Source organism: Amycolatopsis sp. NPDC051045 (assembly GCF_040682955.1).
Lineage (GTDB): Bacteria > Actinomycetota > Actinomycetes > Mycobacteriales > Pseudonocardiaceae > Amycolatopsis.
The window spans coordinates 152101-173812 of sequence record NZ_JBFBCC010000010.1 but is presented as its reverse complement, the minus strand read 5'-3'; the positions used below and the strand labels follow the sequence as shown (position 1 = coordinate 173812).

Below are 21712 nucleotides of genomic sequence, written 5' to 3'. Positions count from 1 at the left end.
GTCATCCAAACAGGCGCTTCAGCTCGGCCTTCGCGAGCTCGACCGCCGTCTTGGTCTGCGCGACCGGGTCCGCCCCCTCCTTCGCGATCCTCGCGACCGCGTCGGACAGCGCCGTGTTCGCCTGCTGCGTCCACACCGGGCCGCCGACGAGGTGGCTGTTCTCCTTGACGAACCGGGCGGCGTCGGCGGCCGGGCCGGACTTGAGGTTGTCCGCGCGGTCGATCAGGCTCTGCCGCGCCGGGACGTGGAAGCCGAACTTCGTCGCGAACTCCAGCTGGCTCTGCGTCTGGTCGACCCACAGCCACTTCACGAACGCCTTGGCCTCGGCGACGTGCGCGCTCTTGGCGTTCACCATCGCGCCGTACGCCCCGACCGGCACCGACGGCGCGCCGCTGCCGTCGAGGCGGGGGAACGGCAGCACCCCGAAGTCGTCGTCGAACGCCGAGCGGACCTTCGGCATGTTCCACAGCCCGGTCCACTGCATCGCGGTGAGCCCGTCGATGAACGCGCCGGGGTCCGACCAGTCCGCCGGCGCGCCGAGCAGCAGGGAACCGTTGGCGTTCAGCGTGTGCAGCTTCCCCAGTGCCGTCGCCGCGCGCGGGTCGTCGAAGCCGACCTCGCGGTTGTCGTTCTTCAGGTAGTCGAGCCCCGCCGACCACAGCAGCGGGCCGGTCAGCACGCCGACGCCGCCGTCGTTGCCCGCGAAGAAGCCCTTGACGCCGTCCTTCGTGAGCTTCGCGGCCGCGTCGATCAGCTCGTCGACCGTCTGCGGCGGCTGCACGCCCGCCGCCTGCAACAGGCTCTTGCGGTAGAAGAGCACCTGCGTGTCGGTGGCCTGCGGAACGCCGTAGACCTTGCCTTCGACGGTCTGCGCGGCCAGCACGGCCGGGCTGAAGTCGCCCTTCACCGGCGCGATGACGTCGTCGAGCGAGACGACCTGGTTCTGCCGCACCCAGTCGATCTTGACCTGGGCCTCGAAGATGTCCGGCACCTTGCTGTTCTGCAGCGCGGTGACGATCTTGGAGTCGTAGTCGCCCGGGTTCCACTGCACGTTCACGGTCGCGCCGGGGTAGCTCGCCGCGTACCGCTTGACGGCGTCCTGGACGCCTTCCTCGCCGTACGCGTGGTACCACTGCTGGAGCGTGACCTTCGGGGCGTCCGACGGCGGTGGGCCCGCCGAGTACGCCGTCGAGGGCGGCGGGTCACCCTGCCGCCCGGTGTTCGACCCGCACGCCGTCGCCAGCGCGCCCATCCCCGCGAGCGCGAGGAAACTCCGCCTGTTCCGCTGCATCCCCAGTACTCCTCCGCGTACGTCCGTGAATGCCACCTCGAGGGACACAGAGTCCCTCAAGGTGGCATTCACGGAACTCTAGGCACGCCGGAGATTTACCCGTTAGAGCTGGGCGATGTCGAGCTTTCCCTCGGAGTAGGACGCCCGGATCCGCTTCTTGTCGAACTTGCCGACGCTGGTCTTGGGCACTTCGTCCACGAACGTCCAGTTCTCCGGCAGCTGCCACTTCGCGACCTTGTCGCTGAGGAACTCCCTCAGCTCCTCGGGCGTGACGCTCTGGCCCTCCTTGAGCACGACGGCGACCAGCGGCCGCTCGTCCCACTTCTCGTCCGGGATGCCGACGACCGCGGCCTCGGCCACCGCCGGGTGGCCCATGACCTGGTTCTCCAGGTCGACCGAGGAGATCCACTCGCCGCCGGACTTGATGACGTCCTTGGCGCGGTCGGTCAGCGTCAGGAAGCCGTCCGGGCTGATCCGGCCGACGTCGCCGGTGCGCAGCCAGCCGTCGTGGAACTTCTCCGGGTCGACCTCGGCTCCGCCGTAGTAGGACGCCGCGATCCACGGACCCTGGACCTCGAGCTCGCCGACGGCCTCGTCGTCCCACGGCAGCGGCTGGCCGGAGTCGTCGATCAGCCGCGCCCGCACGGACGCCGGGAAGCGGCCCTGCGTGTAGCGGTACTTCCAGGCCTCCTCGCCGGTCACGCCGGCCGGCGGGCGGGCGACGCTGCCCAGCGGCGACGTCTCGGTCATGCCCCAGGCGTGCAGGATCGGGACGTCGTGGCGCTCCTGGAACGCGTGCATCAGCGACGGCGGCACCGCCGACCCGCCGACGACGACCTCGCGCAGGTGCGAGATGTCCTGCGGGTGCGCTTCGAGGTGGGCGAGCAGGCCCTGCCAGACGGTCGGCACCGCGCCGGCGAACGTCGGCTTCTCGGCGGCCAGCATCGCCGAGACCGGGGCCGGCTGCAGGAAGCGGTCCGGCATCAGCAGCGACGCGCCGACCATCAGCGCCGCGTACGGCAGCCCCCACGCCATCGCGTGGAACATCGGCACGATCGTCAGTGCCTTGTCCTGCTGGGCCAGCTTCATGCTGTCGGTCATGCAGACCTGCATCGAGTGCAGCCAGATCGACCGGTGCGAATAGGCGACGCCCTTGGGGTCACCCGTCGTGCCGGAGGTGTAACACATCGCGGCGGCGGAGCGCTCGTCGACGTCCGGCCAGTCGAAGGTGTCGGGCTGGGCGGCCAGCAGCTCGGCGTAGGAGTGCACCTCGACGCCGTCCGGTGCTTCGAGGGCCGCGGCGTCACCGTTGGCCACGATGACGTGCCGGACCGTCTTGAACTGCGGCAGCTGCTTCGCCAGCAGGGGCACCAGGGTGCCGTCGACGATGACGACGTGGTCTTCGGCGTGGTTGGCGACGAACACGAGCTGCTCGGGGAACAGCCGGATGTTCAGCGTGTGCAGCACGGCGCCCATCGCCGGAACGGCCAGGTAGGCGGCCATGTGCTCGGCGTTGTTCCACATGAACGTGCCGACGCGCTGGTCGCCTGTCACGCCGAGGCGGCGGAGCGCGTTCGCGAGCCGGGCGGCGTGCCTGCCCAGGTCGCCGTAGCTCTCGCGACGGGCTTCTGAACCGGTCCAGGTGATGACTTCGCTCGCCGAGTGCACCGACGTGCCGTGGCGGAGCAGGTTGGCCAACGACAGCTGGCCGTCCTGCATGGTGCTCAACATGGTCGCTCCCGGGGGTCGCTCGCCGGTGAACTGGGGGTGCGCCGAACTCTAGTGCGGATCGGGTGAAGCGGGCATGGTCAACAACGGCTCCGTTCGGTCACGGTCGTCGCGCGATCGGGGGACGACGCCGACGATGATCAAGATCATCATTATTTCGGCTTTTCCTTATGGGCAAGGAAATGTGCACGAGAACAGTGGGTTAGTGGAAGCTTCACTTCCGGGTGAGTGAGGCCACCCGGACCACTTCTTGGGAGCGTTTCCGCAGGCCGGAGCGGGTTGCCCGGTATCACCTCCGGGGGTAAGAAGTGCGTGTCGGTTGCACGGCCAGGAAGCCGGTGGCGTTTACTGGGCCCGTGGCAAGAGACGGCTGAGCAGCGCTTGCAGGAGCAAGCACTCGTAAAAGCTGTCGGCCGCGAAAGTGGAGACCTGAGAGGAAAGGACACTACGTTGGCTCTGCCTACGTTGACTCCGGAGCAGCGCGCCGATGCCTTGGCCAAAGCTGCCGAGGCTCGCAAGGCGCGTTCGGAACTGCTTGCGTCGATCAAGTCCGGCAAGGAGAGCATCGAGAAGGTGCTCAAGCAGGCCAAGGAGAACAAGACCATCGGGAAGACGAAGGTCACCCAGCTGCTGAAGGCCGTTCCCGGCCTCGGCGCGGTGAAGGTCGCCGCCCTGCTCGAGCAGGCCGGCATCGACCCGGACCGGCGCGCCGCCGGCCTGGGCGAGCGCCAGCGCGAGGCGCTCATCGACGCGCTCAAGTAGCCCGTCACCAGGAGCTCCCGCGAGGGGAGTGTCGCTCGTGACACTCCCCTCGCGGATCTCCCGAAGCCTGGGACGCTGGAGCCTGTGAGCTCACCTGATCCGGCGACCCCGGCTAACGACCTCGCCGCCCGCTACCAGCGAGGCGACTTCCTCTTCACGACGGCTGAGCGCGCACTCCTCGCGCAGGGCACCATCCGGACCGTCACCGAGACGGACCCCCGGCGGCTCGCCTCGGCGATCCCCGGCGTCCTGGCCGAGACGGGCGCCCCACTGGCCGTCGGCGTGCTGCCGTTCGACACCGGGCCCGACACGAAGGTGCCGGGTCACCTCGTCGTGCCCCGGACCGTCCACCGGTCCGCAGGAGCGCCTTCGCTGCCGCGTGAGGTCCTGCCGGCGCCCGTGCGGGTGCGTGCGGTTCCCGTCCCTTCGCGGCACCTCGATGCCGTTGGCGCCGCGGTGGCCGCGCTGGCCGCTCGTGACCTGCGCAAAGCCGTCCTCGCGCGGGCTCTCGACCTCGAGTTCGCTTCGCCGATCGTGGCCGAGAGCATCGTGCGCAACCTGGCCGTCGGCAATCCCCGGCACTTCACCTACGCGGCCGAGCTGCCCGGTGGCCGATCGCTCGTCGGCGCCACGCCGGAGCTGCTGCTGCGCCGCACCGGCCGCACGGTCTTCTCGTCACCGCACGCCGGCTCGATGCCGCGCTCGGCCGACCCGGTGACCGACCGCGCGAACGGCGAGGCGCTGCGGACGTCCCGCAAGGACCAGCTCGAGCACGCCGTGGTCATCGACTACGTCGTCGAGGCGCTGCGGCCGTTCTGCCGGACCCTGGACGTCCCGGCCGGGCCGGAGCTGGTCACCACGCCGGCCATCTGGCACCTGCGCACCCCGATCACCGGCGAGCTCGCCGACCCGGACGTCACGGCGCTGGACCTCGCGGCCGCGCTCCACCCGACCCCGGCGATCTGCGGCACCCCGACCGAGGGCGCCCGCGAGCTGGTCCAGGAGCTGGAGCCGTTCGACCGCGACTACTACGCGGGAGCGGTCGGCTGGGTCGACGCGGCGGGCGACGGCGAGTGGGCGGTGGCGATCCGCTGCGCCGAGATCGCCTCGACGTCGATGCGCCTGTACGCGGGCGGCGGGATCGTGGCGGCTTCGGACCCGCAGGCGGAACTGGACGAGACGACGGCGAAGTTCCGGACGTTGCTGACCGCGATGGGCCTGGCGGACCTCCCGGTCTGAGCGGGCCTGCTCAGGGGACCCAGTGTTCCTCGGTGACCGACAGTTCCTCGGTGGTCAGCACCGCGATGGCCGCGCGGTAGCCGTCCGCGGCCTTCAGGTCGATCAGGCGCGTCGTCGCCGGGTCCAAGGCCGGGTCGCCCGATGAGGCCAGCCGGGCCGGTTCGTCGTAGCGGGAGAACGTGATGCTCTGCAGCGGGATGCGCAGCCCCTTGCCGGTGGCCTTCATCACGGCCTCCTTGCGGGTCCAGTAGACGAAGAACGCTGCGGCCTTTTCCTCCGCGCCGAGGCCCGCCAGGTGCTCGGTCTCGACGGCGCTCAGCGCGTACTCGATCAGGCCGTCGTCGGCCCGGCGGTTGGCCGTTTCGACGTCGAGGCCCACCGGGACCGACGGCGTCGCCGCGACGCCGATCAGCTCGCCCGAGTGCGAGATCGACAACGCCAGGTCCGCGCCCGGGATCCGCGGCCGCCCGTGCGGCTTGCCGCAGTCTTCGCACGTCGCGTCGAACTTCACGGCCTCGACGGCCAAGCCGAGCCGTTCGGCAGCGACCGTCTTCGCCAGGACCCGGCCGGTGAGGAACCGCCGCTTGTCCGCGTCCTGCCGGTAGGCCGCGAACCGTCCTTGCTCGACGTCGTCGAGCAGGCGCAGGAAGCGTTCTTCGGCGGGCAACGGCGACGACCAGCGAACCTCGATCTCCATCACCTGACCGATCTTTCCGGGTGTGGCAGCCGTTGTCACGAATTCCGGCCGAGGTCTGGGGTTAACCGGCTCCCAGGAGGTACCCTGGGCTAAGCAAGCGCTTAGCCAGTGTCGGAGGAGCAGCTCGGTTATGGATTTCTCACTCAGCACCGAAGAACGTGAAGTGCGCGACTGGGTCCGCACGTTCGTCCAGCGCGAGCTGATCCCGCTCGAGCAGGAGGTCTTGCGGCGGGAGCGCGCCCACCAGCCCGGCCTGACCGGCGAGGAGCTCAAGGCCCTCCAGCTCAAGGCGAAGGAGTCCGGCTTCTGGGGCGTGCTGACGCCCGAGGAGTACGGCGGCATGGGCCTGTCCGCCGTGATGGCCGCGCTGCTGGAGGCCGAGCTCGGCCGCACCTTCGTGCCGTTCCGCTTCGGCGGCGCCGCCGACAACATCCTGTTCCACGCCAACGAGGACCAGAAGCAGACCTACCTGCTGCCGACCATCTCGGGCGAGCGCAAGTCGTGCTTCGCGATCACCGAGCCGGGTGCCGGGTCGGACGCCAAGGCCATCCGGACCACCGCCCGCAAGGACGGCACCGACTGGATCATCAACGGCGAGAAGACCTTCATCACCGGTGGCAACGAGGCCGACTTCACCATGGTCTTCGCCATCACCGACCCGGAGAAGGGCGCCAACGGCGGCGTCACCTGCTTCCTCGTCGACCGCGAGGCCGGCTGGAAGTCCGAGTACATCGACACCATGGGCGAGTGGGGTCCGGCGTCGCTGATCTTCCAGGACGTCCGGGTGCCGGAGACGCAGATCCTCGGCGAGGAGGGCCGCGGCTTCGAGCTGGCCATGCAGTGGATCGGTCAGGGCCGCTACCTGCTGCCCGCCCGCGCGATCGGCTCGTGCGAGCGGCTGATCTCGATGGCCATCGAGCACGCCAACACCCGCGAGACGTTCGGGCAGAAGATCGCCGAGCGCCAGGCCATCCAGTGGATGATCGCCGACTCCGGGGTCGAGCTGGAAGCGCTGCGCTGGCTGGTGCTCCACGCCGCGTGGCAGGTCGACCAGGGCGTGGACTCGCGGCACGCGCAGTCGATGGCGAAGCTGTACGGCGGCCAGAAGGCCAACGAAATCGTCGACCGCGTCCTGCAGATCCACGGCGGTATGGGCTACACGCGCGAACTGCCGGTCGAGCGGTGGTACCGCGAACTGCGGCTGCTGCGCATCTACGAAGGCACCGACGAGATCCAGCGCCGCACCATCGCGCGCAACCTCCTCAAGGGGCACGTGAAGGTCGGCGGGACACTGGGCTGAGAGCGCGAAGAGTTTTTCGGGGGTTCCGGGTGGCGGAGCCCCCGGCCTGGGGCGGAGCCCCGGATGTCACAGTTGCTTTTCGGGGGTTCCGGGTGGCGGAGCCCCCGGCCTGGGGCGGAGCCCCGGATGTCACAGCCGTCAAGGCCACCTCCCGGATGCCCGCGAGATGGCCTTGACGGTCCTTCAACCTGCTTACTTCTTGTTGCGAATGGCGATCGGGACGCCCGCGAGGTCCTCTTCGTTGCACAGGAGCTTCACGTCGTAGTACGGCGAACCTTGGCGGTCGTCGTAGTCGAGGTGAATGGCCAGGACGTCGAGCGGCTCGCCCAGCCACTCCTGGGCCTGCCGTAGCCAATCGGAGCACCGTGCCAGGGCGGTGGGGAGATCGTCATCGCGGAACTCGACGGGGCGATAGGGGACATCCTGCACCTGATCGCGGGGGCCTTCCGGCGCCGGGAGGCCCGGCGCGAGCCCCGAGTCGTCCAGTTCCAGTTGGATCGTTTCCTCAGTCACCCTTCGAGCGTCCCCCAAGCTCGCCGTCTGGGCAAGGCGTACACAGGTAAAAGCGCCGCTAAACGGACATGCCCCACTCTTTCGCGACGATTCCCCGGCAGCGGGCCAAGTCGTGGATGCCGGGCGCTGACGTGCAGCCCAGCGCCCTCGACGCCAGTTCCGCGTAGTGCTCGGCGAGCTGGTCCAGCGCCAGCGGACCGCGTGGGGAATACCACCTCGCTACGCCGCTGCACATCTCCAGCAGCGCCAGCCTGGTCACCGCCGGGTGTTCGGTGTGGAACACCCCCGCCGCGACGCCTTCGTCGATGGCCGCGGCCCACAGGTGTTCGTAGGCGTCGCGCAGCGCCACGACCGGCTCGCGCGCCGCCGGGGACAACACGTCGACTTCGTTGTCCACCACCCGGGTTTCCGCCGGGCCGACGGCGTGCGCGAGCACGTGCAACGCGACCAGCGTGCGCAGCCGGTGCACCGGGTCGCCGCTGCCGGCGGTCGCCTCGCGGGCGGCGTCGAGCAGGCGGTTCAGCGCGGTGTGCATGATCTCCGCGAGCAGGTCCTCTTTGGTGCCCATGTAGTGGTACAGGCTCGCCGAGGAAAGTTCGGCCTCCTGCGCCAGATCCCGGATACCGGTGCCGTGGAACCCCTTGGTGGCGAACAGCTTCACCGCGGCCGCGCGCACCCGCTCCCGGCTGCTCACAGCCATGCTTCCGCCTTCGCGTCCCAGCAGCCGGCGCGCGGGTCCGCGACCTTGCGCAGCTCGCCCTTGGCGACCCGCTCGGACGGGGTCATCGGCAGCTCCCCGGCGAACGTCCAGAACCGGGGAACCTTGAAGTAGGCCAGTTTCCCGGCGCAGAACGCGGCGAGCTCGGCGGGGTCCGGCCGGTCGCCGTCGCACACGACGTACGCCTTGATCTCCTCGCCGCGCAGCTCGTCGGGCACCGCGACGACGGCGGCCAGCCGCACCGCCGGGTGCAGCAGCAGCGCGCGCTCGACCTCGTCGGCGGAGACGTTCTCGCCGCTGCGGCGGATCATGTCCTTCGTGCGGCCGACGTAGTAGACGCGGCCGGCGGCGTCCATCCGGGCGAGGTCGCCGGTGTGGAACCAGCCGTTCTCGAACGCCTTCGCCGTCGCTGCCGGATCGTCGTGGTAGCCGTGCATCAGCCCGATCCCGCGGATCAGCAGCTGCCCGGTTTCCCCGCGCGGCACCGGCTTCCCGTCGTCGCCGGCGATCAGCACCTCGCGGTCGCGGCTCGGCCGGCCGAGGCAGCCGGTGCCGACGGTCTCGTCGTGGTCGGCGGCGGTCATCCGGATGTCGCCGCCGGTTTCGGTCATCCCGAACGCCTCGAACCACGGCACGCCCCAGCGCCGCTCCAGCTCGGCGTGCAGCTCCGGCGGGATCGCGGACGCGCAGATCGCGCGCACGCGGTGGGCGCGGTCGGCTTCGGACGGTTCCTGGCGCAGCAGCAGCGCCGGCATCAGGCCGAGGCAGTAGAACCACGTGACGCCGTGCTCGCGGACCTTCGCCCAGAACGTGCTGGGGTGGAAGCGGTCCAGTACCACGAGAGTGGCGCCGCCGGCGAGCCCCAACGCGACGTTCCACTGTGGATCGATGTAGTGGAACGGCTGCGCGGTCAGGATGACGTCGTCCGCGCCGACGGCCGGGAAGTCGGTGGCCAGGCCGATCGCGAGCGTCGTCCAGTAGCGGTTCGGCAGGACGCAGCCCTTGGGCGCGCCGGTGGTGCCGGAGGTGTACTGGATGTTGACCGCCAGCTCGGGCACGGGCGTGAACTCCGGCGGTCCGGCATCGGTGCGGAGCTCGTCCGGGGTGATGACCTCCGTCAGGCCGATCCGTTCGAGGAGGCCGGTGAACTCCGGCGCGGCGACGGTCAGCTTCGCGCCGGAGTGGCGGAGGACGTGGGCACCGTCGAACTCCTGGTAGTTCGTGTTGACCGGCACCAGCAGCGCGCCGATCTTCGCCAACGCCAGCCAGGTGAGCGGGAACGCGGGTACGTTCCGCAGCATCACCGCCACCCGGTTGCCGGGGCCGATGCCGCGCTCGGCCAGCGCCGCGGCGATTCGCGAGCTTTCGAGATCGACCTCGGCGAAGGTGAAGCGCCGGTCGAACTCGTCGAACACCCAGGCCGTGCGTTCAGGCCACCGTGCGGCGGCCCGCGTGACGAGCTGCGCGAGGGTCCCGATCTCGGCGAGGGACGTCACGCCCGGCTCCGGAAGGCTTCGGTGGACGCGGCCACCGCGACCGAGTGCTCGGTGATCAGGGCGTGGCTGACCTCGAGTTCGAGGGCGGGCTCGACGTCGGTGCTCGCGTCGAGGACGCGCTTCGCCATGGCCGCCGAAGCTGGCGGGTGCTCCGCGATCCGCTTCGCCCACCTCAGCGCTTCGGCCTGGAGCTGCTCGGCGGGCACGGCCGCGTTGACCATGCCCAGTTCGGCGGCCTTCCGGCCGTCGAAGCGCTCGCCGAGCAGCAGGAGTTCCTTCGCCTTGAGCGGGCCGACCAGCAGCGGCAGCAGCCGCGACGCCGCGCCGGTGACGCTCAGGCCGAGCGAGACCTCGGGGAACGCGAAGACGGCGTCCTCGGCGGCCAGGATCAGGTCGCAGCCGAGCGCGAACTCCGCGCCGGCGCCGATCGCGTAGCCGTGGACCGCCGCGATCACCGGCTGACGCAGTGCGCGCAGCCGCCGCGTGACGTCCTGGAGCCGGTCCAGCCGCGCCCGCGAGTCACCCTCGGGGGTGGGTTCCTTGAGGTCGTGGCCGGCGCAGAAGGCCCGGCCGGTCCCGGAGAGCACGACGACGCGAGCGTCACTGCGGGCGGCCGCGTCGAGGGCGGCGAGGAAGTCGTCGACCAGGACGGCGGCGACCGCGTTCAGCCGCTCGGGCCGGTTCAGCCGGATCTGCGCGATGCCGTCTTCGACGGTGAACTCCACGGTGGGCATGCCGCCGATGCTAGACGTTCGATCGATCGATCGATAGCCTCTGAACGGTGCAGCGGCGCGAAGCGCCTCCGTTGAGGGTGACGGTGGGGAGGAAGGCGAAGATGCGGGTCGATGCGGTCTACGAGAACGCCACGGTGTGGACGGGAACGGGCGTCACCAGCGCCCTCGCCGTGCTGCACGGCCGGGTCGTCGCGCTGGGGGACGACGCTCTCGCGCTCTCTGCGCGTTCGCGGGTCGACCTGGCCGGCGGGTTCGTCGTGCCGGGGTTCCACGACGCGCACAACCACATGGCGTGGTTCGGGATGGCCCTGGACGACGTGCCGCTGGGCGGTTGCCGCAGCGTCGAGGAGGTCTACGACGCCGTCGCCGCGCGGGCCGCGACCCTGCCGGCCGGGAGCTGGGTGGTCGGGAGCGGGTACGACCAGAACAAGCTCGTGGGCGGGCACCCGGACCGGCACGGACTCGACCGGGCGGCGCCCGGGATGCTCGTGCGGCTCAAGCACACGTCCGGGCACATGACCGTGGTCAACTCGGCCGTCCTCGACCGGCTCGACCTGGCGAACGTGCCCGTCGGCGGGGACGTCGTGCACTCCGCGGACGGCTCGCCGACGGGGTTGCTGCGCGAGCAGGCCCAGCTGCTGCTGCGGCCGCTGACGTACCCGGCGCCGGTCGAGCGGGTCGTCCGCGGGCTCGACCGGGCGTCCGAGCGGTACCTGGCCGAGGGCATCACGAGCGTCCAGGAAGCCGGGATCGGCGGCGGCCTGGTCGGCGAGACGCCCGCCGAGCTCGCCGCCTACCAGGTGGCGCGCGACCGCGGGGTGCTGCGCGTGCGCAGCACGGTGATGGTCGCCGCCACCGTGCTGCACGACCTGCCCGACGGCGCCGGGTTCGGCCTCGACCTCGGCCTGCGCACCGGGCTCGGCGACGAGTGGCTGCGCGTCGGCCCGGTGAAGCTGTTCGCCGACGGCTCCCTGGTCGGGCGCACCTGCGCGATGCACGAACCGTTCGACGGCGAGCCGGACAACCGCGGCTACTTCCAGGTGCCCGAGGAGTCCCTGGCGAGCACGATCCGCCGCGCGCACGACGCGGGCTGGCAGATCGCCACGCACGCGATCGGCGACCGCGCGATCACCGTCGTCCTCGACGCGTACGAAGCCGCGTTGGCCGCTTCGCCGCGGACAGACCACCGCCACCGCATCGAGCACTGCGCGGTGCTTCAGCCCGCGGAGCTGACTCGGCTCGCTTCGCTCGGGTTGATCCCTTCGCCGCAGGGGCGATTCGTCAACGAGCTCGGCGACGGCATGCGGGCCGCGCTCGGCGAGGCGCGCGTGCCCTGGTGCTACCGGCTGCGAAGCCTCCTCGACGCGGGTTGCGTGCTTCCCGCGTCCTCGGACCGGCCCGTCGTGAACGGCGCTCCGCTGCTCGCGCTGGCCGACATGGTGCGTCGGCGTACGGCGTCTGGCGCGCCCTTCGCACCCGAAGAGGCGTTGACGCCGGAGCAGGCGCTGCGCGCGTACACGTACGGCTCCGCGTACGCGACCTTCGCGGAGCGTGATCTGGGCACGCTGGAGCCCGGGAAGTTCGCCGACTTCGCCGTGCTGTCCGGATCGCCGCTCGAGGAGTCCGCTTTGGACGACCTGCGCGTGCAAGGCGCCGCCGTCGGCGGCGAACTGCGTTATCAAGCGTGATGGCTCACCTCCCCACGAACTCGAGTGCTTCCTCCGCCAGCGCGGACCACGGCTGTGGCGTTGCCGCGTCCAGGGCCAGCCACTCCTTCATCGGCGTGCCCTTGTTCGCGTCGAAACGCACCCCGTGCCCGCCTTCGACCAGCTCGTCCACCCGGCTCCGGGGCAGCTTCAGCACCAGCTGCCCGCGGACGAACATCGCGAAGATCCGCCCGTGCGCGCGCAGGGCGGTGCGCCCGAAGCCGCCGGTCGCGCCGGGTGGCGTGATGCCCGGGCGTCCGGTGAACTCGTCGACCAGGTCCTCGAACCGCTGCTCTGGTGACATCGACCACCTCCACCCCCGACCGTAACGACCAGTACCGACAAAAAGGAGCCGCGATGCCCGTCCGCGACGCCGTCTTCGAAGACATCGAAGAGATCTGCGCGCTCATCGAGGAGCACGCCGTCTACGAGGACAACCACGACCTGAAACTCGACCGCGCCGAGATGAGCGGTCACCTGTTCGGGCCGGACCCCAAGGCGTGGGTGCTGATCGCAACCCCGCCCGGCGAGCCCGGCACAGTGGCCGGCTTCGCCTTCTGCAGCTGGAACTTCTCGACGTGGGAGGCGAGGCCGGGGATCTGGCTGGACGACCTGTTCATCCGGCCGGCGTACCGCCGCCACGGCCTCGGCCGCGAGCTGCTCGACGAGCTGCGCAACCGCACGACCGGGCGCGTCGAGTGGGACATGCAGGAGGGCAACGAAAAAGGCCGGGCGTTCTACGCGCAGCTCGGCGCGGAGCCGGTCCCCGGCTGGATCCGCTACCGCTGGCGGCCGTGAACTTTCACGAGAAAGTACCCGGCCCCGTATCGTATGCGGTATGGGAGATGGTTCGGTCCGGAGGTCCTCGTCGGTCGAGGACTACGTCCGGGTGATCTACGGCCTGGTCGAGCGGGGGGAGGCGGTCACCAACGCGTCGCTCGCCGGCCGGCTGGAGGTCAGCCCGTCCTCGGCGTCGGGGATGGTCACGAAGCTGTCCCAGCTCGGCTTGGTCACCCACGTGCCGTACCGCGGCATCGAGCTCACCGCCGACGGCAGGCTGCTGGCGCGGTCGGTGCTCCGGCGGCACCGGCTGATCGAGACGTACCTGGTTTCGGAGCTCGGCTACACGTGGGACGAGGTCCACGCGGAGGCCGACGCGCTCGAGCACGCGGTGTCCGACAGGCTCGTCGAGCGCATCGCGGCGAAGCTGGGCAACCCGGTCCGCGACCCCCACGGCGATCCGATCCCGGCCCCCGACGGCAGCGTCGAGGAACTGCCGGTGCGCATCCTGGACGACCTCCCGCCGGGCGCGGTCGGCGAGATCGTCCGGGTTTGGGACACCGACCCGGAGCTGCTGCGGTACCTGACGGAACACGCGATCAACCTGGGCGAACGCATCGAGGTGGTGGAGCGCCAGCCGTTCGGGGGGCCGATGGTGGTGAAGGTGGGCTCCCCACCGGACGCGGCCACGCACGCCATCGGCAAGGAGATCGCCCAGGCGTTGTCGGTCACCCTGCGCTGAGAGCTCGCGGCCCGGGGCACCCGCGAAAGCCCTCGGACGGGAATTCCCCTCACCGGGTGAGCGCATCACACGGATGGCCGCCACCCAAGCGCCCCCAAGCGCCCCCAGACCGGCCACGGCTGGTGCTCGCGGGCGGCGGACCGAAAATGCCGGCGCTCGCCGCGCAAGAAGCCGACACCGTCCCGTTCACCTGGGCGCCCAGCACCACCGAAGCCGCAGCCGGGTCCATTGTGGATCGGTGCTGGGCGGAAAAGCTTCTCCGCCGACGGGAGCGGTGGGGGATTTCCTACGCCACGATCAACTCCGGCTGCGCGGAACCGTTCGCCGCGATCGCCGGCGAGGTGCGCGAGGCAGGTGGGTGAGGGCCCTTCCGATCTTGCGAAGCTGCGCCTACGCTCCAATGTTCGTAATCGGGAGTGCTTCGGAGCGTTGTGATGACCGGTCAGCGAACACGCACCATCGACCGGGGGGACCAGGCGGAACTGAGCCGGCTGCTGGCGGCCGGACCGTTCGACGTGGCTCTGCGGGCGGCGATCCGGGCCCGCGGCCTCGGCCTCGAGCGGATCCGCTATCGCTTGCGCGGCAGGGGAACCACGGTCAGCCTGGCCACCCTCAGCCACTGGCAATCGGGGCGGTGCCGGCCGGAGCGGCCGGAATCGCTGGAGGCCCTGCGTAACCTCGAGGACATCCTGAACGTGCCGGACGGCTCGCTCAGCAAGCTCCTCGGGCCACCTCGGGGAAGGACGAGGTTCCACGCGCTCGACTGAGCGGTACCAAGCGGTATCAAGGAAAGCGGGGCTAGGCTCGCGCCATGCGAGCTGTGGTGATGGAGGAGTTCCGCGTCCCGCCCGTCGTGCGGGACGTGCCGGAACCGGTGGCCGCGCCGGGCGGTGCGGTGATCGAGGTCGACGCCACCGGCGTGTGCCGCAGCGACTGGCACACCTGGCAGGGGCACGACACCGCGGTGAAGCTGCCGCACGTCGCCGGGCACGAGCTCGCCGGCCGGGTCGTCGCGCTCGGCGAAGGCGTGCGCGGCTGGGAACTCGGCGCGCGCGTCACCGTGCCCTTCGTCTGCGCCTGCGGCACGTGCGCCCAGTGCGCCCGCGGTGACCAGCAGATCTGCGACCGTGAGTGCCAGCCCGGGGCCACGCACTGGGGTTCGTTCGCCGAGCGCGTCGCCATCGAGCACGCCGAGACGAACCTGGTCGCGTTGCCGGACTCGCTCGGCGCCGCCGAGGCCGCGGCCCTCGGCTGCCGGTTCGGCACGGCCTTCCGCGCGGTGCTGCGGCAGGGCCGGGTCACCGCGGGCCAGTGGGTCTCGGTGTACGGCTGCGGCGGCGTCGGGATCTCCGCGGTGCTGCTGGCCGTCGCGGCGGGTGCGAAGGTCGTCGCGGTCGACGTCTCGCCGGCCGCCCTCCAGCTCGCCGTGAAGTCCGGCGCGACCTTCACCGTCGACGCGTCGGCGTTCGACGGCCCGGAAGCCGTCGCCGCGCACGTCCGCGAGCTGACCGGCGGCGGGACGCACGTCTCGCTCGACTGCCTCGGCTCGCCGTCGACCTGCGCGGCCTCGGTCGGCAGCCTCCGCAAGCGCGGCCGGCACGTCCAGGCCGGGCTGATGCCGCCCGCGCAGGGCATCGCGCCGATCCCGATGCACCGCGTCGTCGGCGGCGAGCTGGAGCTGGTCGGCATCCACGGGCTCCAAGCCCACGAATACCCGGAGCTGCTGCGCGTCGTCGAGACCGCGGGCATCGACCTCGCCGCGCTGATCGGCAGGCGCATCGGGCTCGACGACGTCCCGGCCGCGCTGGCCGCGATGAACGACCCCGTTCCGGCGCAGGCGGGCGTCACCGTCGTGACGTTCCGCGACTGATCGGCGGCGCGGTGGTCAAGTGACCTGTTCGTAGCTGATCCACGGTGGCTTGTGACATTCAGGTGTGGGAGTGTCTAGTTATGGTGGCCCAAAGCGAGGGGATGCGGCCGCAGGAGCGTCCCGCTGGTCCATTGGGACGGCTCCTGCGGCTGTTTACTGCCGCGGGTGTCACCTTCCGCGGTCACCGCGTGGTGCCGTCGACGATCACCGACCGTGTGCGGCGGGGGTCTCCGGCACAATCGAGGTGATGGACGCCCTCCTGCCGCGCCCGCGCGCCGAGATCGCCCCCGGCGCGGTGCACCTGCCCGACTGGCTCGGCTTCGACGAGCAGCGCGAACTCGTCGCGGCCTGCCGGGGCTGGTCCGGCTACCGCCACACCCGGCTGCCCAACGGCGGCGTGATGTCGGTGAAGTCCGTCTGCCTCGGCTGGCACTGGTACCCCTACGGCTACTCGCGCACGACCGGCGAGGGAACGCCGGTGCTGCCGTTCCCGGACTGGCTCGGCGACCTCGGCCGCCGCGCGCTGGCGGCCGCGTACGGCGAACCGGCCGAGGCGTACGCGCCCGACATCGCGCTGGTCAACTTCTACGACGCCGCCGCGAAGATGGGGCTGCACCAGGACAAGGACGAGCGCAGCCTCGACCCGGTGGTGTCGGTCAGCCTCGGTGACGCCTGCGTGTTCCGCTTCGGCAACACCGAAAACCGAGGCCGGCCGTACACCGACGTCGAACTCCGCTCCGGGGACGTGTTCGTGTTCGGCGGCCCGTCCCGGCTCGCCTACCACGGCGTGCCGAAGACGCTGCCGGGCACGGCGGACCCGGCGCTGGGCCTCGACGGGCGGCTGAACATCACGCTCCGGGTGTCCGGCTTCTAGTCCTCTGTGGACTCTTCTTCCGGGACGACGATGAGCCGGACAGCCAGCGCGCGCGAGCCCGGCGGGTGGTGGCCCGGTTCGGTGACGTACTTCCAGAGCAGGTTCTGGTACTCCTCGACGAAGGACGTGACCTGCTCCTTCGTCAGGTGCAGGCCGCCGCGGTAGATCTGGTTCCAGCCCTCGGAGGTCTCGTAGCCCGTGTAGGCCCGCGTGACCAGGCCCAGGTCGTGACTCAGCTTGAGCGCGCCGAGCTTGAGCATCGCTTCCCGCTCGTCCGGCGCCAGCTCGAGACCGGGCGGGGTGTAGATGTCGGTCGACCGCGACTTCCACCAGCGCTCGCGGCCGTCCCCGCGGTCCTCGATCTCTTCGATCAGCTCCAGATCGGCGAGCTTGCGGAGGTGGTAGCTGGTCGTCCCAGTGCTCTCGCCGAGGGCCTTCGCGACGCTCGTCGAGTTCGCTTCGCCGTGTTTGCCCAGGTAGCTGAGGATGTCGCGGCGCACCGGGTTGGCCAGTGCCTTGTAGAAGGCCTTGAGATCCGCGCCGGTGAGCACGCGTTTCGCGGGGCGTTGGACCATGGCCGGAGCATACTACAGAGATTGTTTGCAAAGAATCTCTGCAATCGCTACCGTGGTCGCAAGGGGTTCGAGTTCGAGATTTCGGGGGGTGCCGGCGCATGTTCGAGCTGGACCGGCGGCTGCGTGACGAGATCGACGACCAGGTCGCGGAGGCCCTCGACGCCTACCTGGCCGAGCGGGTGCCGCGCCGGGAGCGGCGCGCGTGGCCGCTGGTGGTGACGGTGGCACTGGGGGTCGCCACCACCTGGCTGGCGCCGGAGGTGGCCTGGGCGGCGTGGCTCGCGATCGTCGTCACGAACGTCGCCTGGCTGGTGGTCGTGAGCGGCAAGCCGTAGCGGCCTGCCGCTCACGACGCGGGACGGAAGCTCACGGTCTGGCCGGGCCGCAGCTGGGCCGCCAGATCGAGGTCCTCCTCCTCGACGACCGCGATCACCGGATAGCCGCCCGTCGTCGGGGAATCCGCGTGGAACAGGATCGGTCGGCCGGACGGCGGCACCTGCAGCGACCCGGGCACGCACGCCTCGGACGGCAGTTCGTCCTGGCGCGCCCGCAGAAGCGGGGGCCCCGTCAACCGGATGCCGACGCGGTCCGAGTCCGGCGAGACCGTGTACACAGTGGACAACAGCTGGTCGGGCGAGGCGAACCAGTCGCGGCGCGGGCCCGGCGTCACGCGCAGCACCGGCGTGTCCGGCCACGCCGCCCGGGGCGCGAGGTCCACCACGGGAAAGGCGCGCGGGGCCGGGCCGACCGGCAGCAGCATCCCGGCCGTCACCGGCGGCGGGCCCAGCTTTCCGAGCGTGTCCGTCGCCCGGGAACCGAGCACCGGGGGCACGTCGATCCCGCCGCGCACCGCGACGTAGCAGCGCAGGCCCGAAACCGCCGTGCCCAGCGACAGTTCCTCCCCGGGCCACAACGTGATCGGGCCGTTCAGGCCGCCCTTCGAAAGCGGGCAGGAAGCGCCGGTGACCGCGACGGTGGTCAGGCCCGAAGCACGCAGCACCAGCCCGCCGAGCGTGACCTCCAACGCCGCGGCCTCCGGCGGGTTCCCGACGAGCCGGTTGGCCAGCCGGAACGACCCGCGGTCGGCCGCGCCGGACCGGCCGACGCCGAGCGCCGCGTGCCCGGGCCGGCCGAGGTCCTGCACCGTCGTCGTGAACCCCGGCCGCACGATTTCGAGCTTCACGACGGCACCGCCGAGAAGCGGACCCGCGTGCCCGGCGGCAGCAGGTTCGGCGGATCGCGCTCGACGTCCCACACCGGCACGTCCGTCCGGCCCAGCAACCGCCAGCCGCCCGGCGACGCGCTCGGGTAGACCGCGCTGTACTCGCCGGCGATCGCCACCGAGCCCGCCGGGATGCGGGTGCGCGGCGACGATCGGCGGGACACGTGCAGCGCGGGGTCCGATCCGGTCAGGTAGGCGAAGCCCGGCGCGAACCCGCAGAACGCCGAGACGTACGAACCCGCGGTGTGGCGCTCGATCAGGGAAGCCACGCTCACCCCCGTCTCCGCGGCGACGTCGGCCAGGTCTTCGCCGTCGTACACCACCGGGATCACCACCTCGCCCGCGTCCGTCACCGCACTGTCCACAGGGGACACCCGCTGGAGCGCCGCGCCCAGGCGGCCGGCGTCGGTCACCGAAGGGTCGAAGCGGACCAGCAGCGTCCGGGCCGCCGGGACCAGCTCTTCGACGCCGTCCAGGTCGAGCCGGGACAGCGCCGCCTGGAAACCCAGCACGTCGTCCAGTTCCACCAGTACCGCGCGCCGTCCGCACGGCAGCAGCCGGACGGTCATCCGGTGAACGCGCCGAGCGGGACGTCCGCGGCGGCCAGGCCGGCGCGGATCCGGCGGGCGAGTTCGACCGCGCCCGGGGTGTCCCCGTGCACGCACAGGGAATCCGGCCGCAGGTCGAGCCGGCCGCCGTCGGCCGTCACGCCGCCGCCGCCGGTCGCCATCGCCACCGCCCGCTCGGCCACGGCCGAGACGTCGTGCAGGACCGCACCCGGCTGCTTGCGCGACACGAGCCGGCCTTCCGCGGTGTAGGCGCGGTCCGCGAACGCCTCCGCGTACGCGACGACACCGGCTTTCTCCGCCTCCCGCTGCATTTCCGAGTCCGGCAGGCAGAGCAGCGCCAGCGCGGGGTCGTACCGGCGCAGCCCCTCGACGATCGCCGCCGCCTGTTCGACGTCGACCGCCGCGGTGTTGTACAACGCGCCGTGCGGCTTCACGTACGTCACCCGGCTGCCCGCCGCGCGGGCGAACGCGTCGAGCGCGCCGATCTGGTAGAGCACTTCGTCCGCCAGGTCGTCCGGGGCGATGTCGAGCGCGCGCCTGCCGAAGCCGGCCAGGTCGCGGTAACCGACGTGCGCGCCGATCGCGACGCCGCGTCCGGCCGCCAGTTCGCACACCCGCCGCATCACCGACGGGTCGCCGGCGTGGAAGCCGCAGGCGACGTTCGCGCTGGTCACGATGTCGAGCATGGCTTCGTCGTCGCCCATCTTCCAGGCGCCGAAACCCTCGCCGAGGTCGCTGTTCAGATCCATTTCAGCCCACCCGGTATTCGCTGTCATGGCGGTCGGTGATGAACATGTACCCCGGCGCGTGGGTGATCGCAAAGGGAGGCCGCGACGCCATCAGCGCCGCCTGCGGCGTGACCCCGCAGGCCCAGAACACCGGGACATCACCCGGTTCCGCGTCCACCGGATCGCCGAAGTCCGGCCGGGCCAGGTCGTCGATGCCCAGCGCGTGCGGATCGCCGATGTGCACGGGGGCGCCGTGCACGGCCGGCATCGCGCGGGTGATCCGGACGACGTCGTCGACGCGGTCCTCGGGGATCTGGCGCATCGACACCACCATCGGCCCGAACAGCCGTCCGGCGGGCTCGCACGGCCGGTTCGTCACGTACATCGAAACGTTGCGGCCCTGGTCGACGTGCCGCAGCGGGACGCCCTCGGCGGCCAGCGCCGTCTCGAACGTGAAGCTGCAGCCGATCGAGAAGGCGACCATGTCGCTGCGCCACAGGCCGGTCGCGTCGGGCACCTCGCCGGTGAGCACCCCGTTGTGCCAGATCCGGTAGCGCGGCAGGTCGGTGCGCAGGTCCGCGCCCTCGGCGAGGCGAGTGGCCGGGTCACCGGGGTCGGTGACGTCGAGCAGCGGGCACGGCTGCGGGTTGCGGGTGCAGAACAGCAGGACGTCGTAGGCCCAGTCTTCGGGCACGGCGATCAGGTTGGTCTGGGTGAAGCCGCCGGCCCAGCCCGTCGTGGGGCGGGCGGTGCCGCGGCGGAACACCGCGCGCGCCTGTGCCGGGGTGAAGGTGGCCGGCTGGTCGAAGGTCGTCATGAGTTCCCCCTCAATCAACGAGTTCGATGCCCCGGGTTTCGGGGAGGCCGAGCAGGGCCAGCGCGGCGATGCCGTAGCCGATCGCGCCGAACACGATCGCGCCGCCGGCACCCAGGAAGCCCACGACGGTCGGGAAGATCGCGCCGACCGCCCGGCCGAAGTTGTACGTGAACCCTTGGCCCGTGCCGCGCAGCGGTGTCGGGTACAGCTCGGCGAGGAACGCGCCGAAGCCGCTGAAGATCGCGGACATCGAGAAGCCGAGCGGGAAGCCGAGGACGAGCACGAGCCCGTTGGCGCCCGTGGGGATCTGCGTGTACGCGACGATCAAGGCGGCCGAGAGCAGCGCGAACGTCAGGAAGGTCTTCTTGCGCCCCAGCAGGTCCGTGAGGTAGCCGCCGCAGACGTACCCGACGAAGGCGCCGGTGATGAGGAAGGCGAGGTAGCCGCCGGTGCCGATCACGGTCAGCTCGCGCGTCTTCTTGAGGTACGACGGCAGCCACGTCGAGATCGTGTAGTACCCGCCCTGGACGCCGGTGGCCAGCAGCGCGGCGAAGAACGTCGTGCGCAGCAGGTCGCCCTTGAAGATCTGCGCCAGCGTGCCCTTGGTGCGGGCGGCGAGCCGGCGTTCCTCGGCGTGCGGAGCGTCCTTGACGCTGCGGCGGATCCAGAGCACGAACAGGGCCGGGATGACGCCCGTCCAGAACATGATGCGCCAGGCCACGTCGTCGCTCGCGAAGCTGAACACGACGGTGTAGACGATCACCGACAGGCCCCAGCCGACCGCCCACGCGCTCTGCACGAACGCGACGGTCCGGCCGCGGTAGCGGGCCTGCGAGTATTCGGCGACCAGCGCCGCGCCGGCCGCCCACTCGCCGCCGAAGCCCAGGCCCTGCAGGGCGCGGAAGACCAGCAGCGTCTCGAAGTTCGGCGCGAAGCCGCAAAGCACGGTGAAGATCGTGTACATCGCGATGGTGATCTGCAGCGTGCGCACGCGGCCGATCCGGTCGGCCAGCATGCCGGCCCCGACCCCGCCGATGGCGGACACGACCAGCGTCGTCGTGCCGAGCAGGCCGGCTTCGCCGCTCGAAATGCCGAAGTACGCGGTGATCGCGGCGAGGCCGAGCGGCAGGGTCTGGTAGTCGAACGAGTCCAGGCCGTACCCGCCGAACGCGCCCACGAAGGCGCGGCGTCCGCGTTTTCCGAGCGTGCGGAACCAGTCGAACGGCCGGGCCTCGGCAGCGGTAGTGGCAGTCATGGGGCACCTCCTGGCCAGTGTCTCTCATCGTGGCGTACCTCACACGGTAGAGATTGTTGAACAATTCCACAAGACGGCAATTCGATCGTCCTCCGT

Annotated in this window: 25 protein-coding genes; 11 read left to right on the top strand and 14 right to left on the bottom strand. The window is 71.1% G+C overall.

Annotated features, from left to right (window positions below; genetic code table 11):
* Position 1 precedes the first annotated feature (1 nt).
* Positions 2–1291, bottom strand: coding sequence for a sugar ABC transporter substrate-binding protein (locus AB0M80_RS24480; RefSeq protein ID WP_364569027.1), 1290 nt, complete (start codon positions 1289–1291; stop codon positions 2–4).
* A gap of 102 nt (positions 1292–1393) precedes the next feature.
* On the bottom strand, positions 1394–3022 hold the full coding sequence (locus AB0M80_RS24475) for a long-chain fatty acid--CoA ligase (RefSeq protein WP_364569024.1): 1629 nt from the start codon (positions 3020–3022) through the stop codon (positions 1394–1396).
* A 447-nt stretch (positions 3023–3469) separates the two neighbouring features.
* Here AB0M80_RS24475 and mihF point away from each other — a divergent pair, with 447 nt between their 5' ends.
* Both mihF and AB0M80_RS24465 read left to right on the top strand, forming a co-directional pair.
* Entirely contained in the window at positions 3470–3781 is a 312-nt protein-coding gene (gene mihF, locus AB0M80_RS24470) for an integration host factor, actinobacterial type (protein WP_026468624.1), read from the top strand.
* Positions 3782–3865: 84 nt separating this feature from the next.
* Positions 3866–5020, top strand: coding sequence for an isochorismate synthase (locus AB0M80_RS24465; protein WP_364569021.1), 1155 nt, complete (start codon positions 3866–3868; stop codon positions 5018–5020).
* Between the two features lie 10 nt (positions 5021–5030).
* On the opposite strand, the gene AB0M80_RS24460 is transcribed toward AB0M80_RS24465, so the two are convergent.
* Positions 5031–5717 carry a 4'-phosphopantetheinyl transferase superfamily protein gene (locus AB0M80_RS24460; RefSeq protein WP_364569019.1) on the bottom strand — a complete coding sequence of 229 codons (687 nt, stop codon included), beginning with the start codon at positions 5715–5717 and terminating at the stop codon, positions 5031–5033.
* Positions 5718–5847: 130 nt separating this feature from the next.
* Here AB0M80_RS24460 and AB0M80_RS24455 point away from each other — a divergent pair, with 130 nt between their 5' ends.
* Positions 5848–7017, top strand: a complete 1170-nt coding sequence (locus AB0M80_RS24455; protein ID WP_364569017.1) for an acyl-CoA dehydrogenase family protein — start codon at positions 5848–5850, stop codon at positions 7015–7017.
* A 192-nt stretch (positions 7018–7209) separates the two neighbouring features.
* Here the strand turns inward: AB0M80_RS24455 and AB0M80_RS24450 are convergent, their stop codons facing one another.
* Genes AB0M80_RS24450 through AB0M80_RS24435 form a run of 4 tightly spaced genes read right to left on the bottom strand, consistent with a single transcriptional unit; the run spans position 7210 to position 10478 of the window.
* Entirely contained in the window at positions 7210–7530 is a 321-nt protein-coding gene (locus AB0M80_RS24450; RefSeq protein ID WP_364569014.1) for a hypothetical protein, read from the bottom strand.
* 58 nt (positions 7531–7588) lie between these two features.
* A complete protein-coding gene (locus AB0M80_RS24445) occupies positions 7589–8230 on the bottom strand; it encodes a TetR/AcrR family transcriptional regulator (RefSeq protein ID WP_364569011.1) in 642 nt (213 codons plus the stop codon).
* Positions 8221–9744: an ATP-dependent acyl-CoA ligase gene (locus AB0M80_RS24440; RefSeq protein WP_364569008.1), complete on the bottom strand. Its 1524-nt coding sequence runs from the start codon at positions 9742–9744 to the stop codon at positions 8221–8223. Before AB0M80_RS24440 ends, AB0M80_RS24445 begins: the two co-directional genes overlap by 10 nt.
* Complete coding sequence (locus AB0M80_RS24435) at positions 9741–10478, bottom strand: enoyl-CoA hydratase/isomerase family protein (protein WP_364569006.1); 738 nt, start codon at positions 10476–10478, stop codon at positions 9741–9743. The genes AB0M80_RS24440 and AB0M80_RS24435 overlap by 4 nt, the downstream gene beginning before the upstream one ends.
* 101 nt (positions 10479–10579) lie before the next feature.
* Between AB0M80_RS24435 and AB0M80_RS24430 the strand changes: the two genes are divergently transcribed.
* On the top strand, positions 10580–12166 hold the full coding sequence (locus AB0M80_RS24430) for an amidohydrolase (RefSeq protein WP_364569003.1): 1587 nt from the start codon (positions 10580–10582) through the stop codon (positions 12164–12166).
* A 4-nt stretch (positions 12167–12170) separates the two neighbouring features.
* On the opposite strand, the gene AB0M80_RS24425 is transcribed toward AB0M80_RS24430, so the two are convergent.
* On the bottom strand, positions 12171–12488 hold the full coding sequence (locus AB0M80_RS24425) for a hypothetical protein (protein WP_364569001.1): 318 nt from the start codon (positions 12486–12488) through the stop codon (positions 12171–12173).
* A 53-nt stretch (positions 12489–12541) separates the two neighbouring features.
* Between AB0M80_RS24425 and AB0M80_RS24420 the strand changes: the two genes are divergently transcribed.
* The 6 genes from AB0M80_RS24420 to AB0M80_RS24395 all read left to right on the top strand — a co-directional run bounded on the left by AB0M80_RS24420 (position 12542) and on the right by AB0M80_RS24395 (position 16450).
* Positions 12542–12982, top strand: a complete 441-nt coding sequence (locus tag AB0M80_RS24420; protein WP_364568998.1) for a GNAT family N-acetyltransferase — start codon at positions 12542–12544, stop codon at positions 12980–12982.
* A gap of 40 nt (positions 12983–13022) precedes the next feature.
* On the top strand, positions 13023–13706 hold the full coding sequence (locus AB0M80_RS24415; protein ID WP_013230121.1) for a metal-dependent transcriptional regulator: 684 nt from the start codon (positions 13023–13025) through the stop codon (positions 13704–13706).
* 146 nt (positions 13707–13852) lie between these two features.
* Positions 13853–14068 carry a hypothetical protein gene (locus AB0M80_RS24410; RefSeq protein WP_364568996.1) on the top strand — a complete coding sequence of 72 codons (216 nt, stop codon included), beginning with the start codon at positions 13853–13855 and terminating at the stop codon, positions 14066–14068.
* A gap of 72 nt (positions 14069–14140) precedes the next feature.
* Positions 14141–14473, top strand: coding sequence for a transcriptional regulator (locus AB0M80_RS24405; protein ID WP_364568994.1), 333 nt, complete (start codon positions 14141–14143; stop codon positions 14471–14473).
* Positions 14474–14517: 44 nt separating this feature from the next.
* Positions 14518–15576, top strand: coding sequence for an alcohol dehydrogenase catalytic domain-containing protein (locus tag AB0M80_RS24400; protein ID WP_364568991.1), 1059 nt, complete (start codon positions 14518–14520; stop codon positions 15574–15576).
* Positions 15577–15823: 247 nt separating this feature from the next.
* Positions 15824–16450 (top strand): alpha-ketoglutarate-dependent dioxygenase AlkB, encoded by a 627-nt coding sequence (locus AB0M80_RS24395; RefSeq protein ID WP_364568988.1) that lies wholly within the window; start codon positions 15824–15826, stop codon positions 16448–16450.
* On the opposite strand, the gene AB0M80_RS24390 is transcribed toward AB0M80_RS24395, so the two are convergent.
* Positions 16447–17025 carry a helix-turn-helix domain-containing protein gene (locus AB0M80_RS24390; protein ID WP_364568985.1) on the bottom strand — a complete coding sequence of 193 codons (579 nt, stop codon included), beginning with the start codon at positions 17023–17025 and terminating at the stop codon, positions 16447–16449. The genes AB0M80_RS24395 and AB0M80_RS24390 overlap by 4 nt on opposite strands.
* A 98-nt stretch (positions 17026–17123) precedes the next feature.
* Between AB0M80_RS24390 and AB0M80_RS24385 the strand changes: the two genes are divergently transcribed.
* Positions 17124–17360, top strand: coding sequence for a hypothetical protein (locus tag AB0M80_RS24385; protein ID WP_364568982.1), 237 nt, complete (start codon positions 17124–17126; stop codon positions 17358–17360).
* 11 nt (positions 17361–17371) lie between these two features.
* Here the strand turns inward: AB0M80_RS24385 and AB0M80_RS24380 are convergent, their stop codons facing one another.
* Genes AB0M80_RS24380 through AB0M80_RS24360 form a run of 5 tightly spaced genes read right to left on the bottom strand, consistent with a single transcriptional unit; the run spans position 17372 to position 21616 of the window.
* Positions 17372–18208, bottom strand: coding sequence for a biotin-dependent carboxyltransferase family protein (locus tag AB0M80_RS24380; RefSeq protein WP_364568979.1), 837 nt, complete (start codon positions 18206–18208; stop codon positions 17372–17374).
* Positions 18205–18816 carry an allophanate hydrolase subunit 1 gene (locus AB0M80_RS24375; RefSeq protein ID WP_364568976.1) on the bottom strand — a complete coding sequence of 204 codons (612 nt, stop codon included), beginning with the start codon at positions 18814–18816 and terminating at the stop codon, positions 18205–18207. The genes AB0M80_RS24380 and AB0M80_RS24375 overlap by 4 nt, the downstream gene beginning before the upstream one ends.
* The gene (locus tag AB0M80_RS24370; RefSeq protein ID WP_364568973.1) at positions 18813–19565 is read right to left on the bottom strand and encodes a 5-oxoprolinase subunit PxpA; all 753 of its coding nucleotides are present in this window, start codon (positions 19563–19565) and stop codon (positions 18813–18815) included. Before AB0M80_RS24370 ends, AB0M80_RS24375 begins: the two co-directional genes overlap by 4 nt.
* 1 nt (position 19566) lies before the next feature.
* Complete coding sequence (locus AB0M80_RS24365) at positions 19567–20361, bottom strand: putative hydro-lyase (RefSeq protein WP_364568970.1); 795 nt, start codon at positions 20359–20361, stop codon at positions 19567–19569.
* 10 nt (positions 20362–20371) lie between these two features.
* Entirely contained in the window at positions 20372–21616 is a 1245-nt protein-coding gene (locus AB0M80_RS24360; protein ID WP_364568968.1) for an MFS transporter, read from the bottom strand.
* Between the last annotated feature and the right edge of the window lie 96 nt (positions 21617–21712).

Coding starts and splice junctions, on each gene's coding strand:
- AB0M80_RS24480 (WP_364569027.1), bottom strand. CDS start 1,291: ATGCAGCGGAACAGGCGGAGTTTCCTCGCGCTCGCGGGGATGGGCGCG.
- AB0M80_RS24475 (WP_364569024.1), bottom strand. CDS start 3,022: ATGTTGAGCACCATGCAGGACGGCCAGCTGTCGTTGGCCAACCTGCTC.
- AB0M80_RS24460 (WP_364569019.1), bottom strand. CDS start 5,717: ATGGAGATCGAGGTTCGCTGGTCGTCGCCGTTGCCCGCCGAAGAACGC.
- AB0M80_RS24455 (WP_364569017.1), top strand. CDS start 5,848: ATGGATTTCTCACTCAGCACCGAAGAACGTGAAGTGCGCGACTGGGTC.
- AB0M80_RS24445 (WP_364569011.1), bottom strand. CDS start 8,230: ATGGCTGTGAGCAGCCGGGAGCGGGTGCGCGCGGCCGCGGTGAAGCTG.
- AB0M80_RS24435 (WP_364569006.1), bottom strand. CDS start 10,478: ATGCCCACCGTGGAGTTCACCGTCGAAGACGGCATCGCGCAGATCCGG.
- AB0M80_RS24430 (WP_364569003.1), top strand. CDS start 10,580: ATGCGGGTCGATGCGGTCTACGAGAACGCCACGGTGTGGACGGGAACG.
- AB0M80_RS24425 (WP_364569001.1), bottom strand. CDS start 12,488: ATGTCACCAGAGCAGCGGTTCGAGGACCTGGTCGACGAGTTCACCGGA.
- AB0M80_RS24420 (WP_364568998.1), top strand. CDS start 12,542: ATGCCCGTCCGCGACGCCGTCTTCGAAGACATCGAAGAGATCTGCGCG.
- AB0M80_RS24415 (WP_013230121.1), top strand. CDS start 13,023: ATGGGAGATGGTTCGGTCCGGAGGTCCTCGTCGGTCGAGGACTACGTC.
- AB0M80_RS24410 (WP_364568996.1), top strand. CDS start 13,853: ATGCCGGCGCTCGCCGCGCAAGAAGCCGACACCGTCCCGTTCACCTGG.
- AB0M80_RS24405 (WP_364568994.1), top strand. CDS start 14,141: ATGACCGGTCAGCGAACACGCACCATCGACCGGGGGGACCAGGCGGAA.
- AB0M80_RS24400 (WP_364568991.1), top strand. CDS start 14,518: ATGCGAGCTGTGGTGATGGAGGAGTTCCGCGTCCCGCCCGTCGTGCGG.
- AB0M80_RS24395 (WP_364568988.1), top strand. CDS start 15,824: ATGGACGCCCTCCTGCCGCGCCCGCGCGCCGAGATCGCCCCCGGCGCG.
- AB0M80_RS24390 (WP_364568985.1), bottom strand. CDS start 17,025: ATGGTCCAACGCCCCGCGAAACGCGTGCTCACCGGCGCGGATCTCAAG.
- AB0M80_RS24385 (WP_364568982.1), top strand. CDS start 17,124: ATGTTCGAGCTGGACCGGCGGCTGCGTGACGAGATCGACGACCAGGTC.
- AB0M80_RS24375 (WP_364568976.1), bottom strand. CDS start 18,816: ATGACCGTCCGGCTGCTGCCGTGCGGACGGCGCGCGGTACTGGTGGAA.
- AB0M80_RS24370 (WP_364568973.1), bottom strand. CDS start 19,565: ATGGATCTGAACAGCGACCTCGGCGAGGGTTTCGGCGCCTGGAAGATG.
- AB0M80_RS24365 (WP_364568970.1), bottom strand. CDS start 20,361: ATGACGACCTTCGACCAGCCGGCCACCTTCACCCCGGCACAGGCGCGC.
- AB0M80_RS24360 (WP_364568968.1), bottom strand. CDS start 21,616: ATGACTGCCACTACCGCTGCCGAGGCCCGGCCGTTCGACTGGTTCCGC.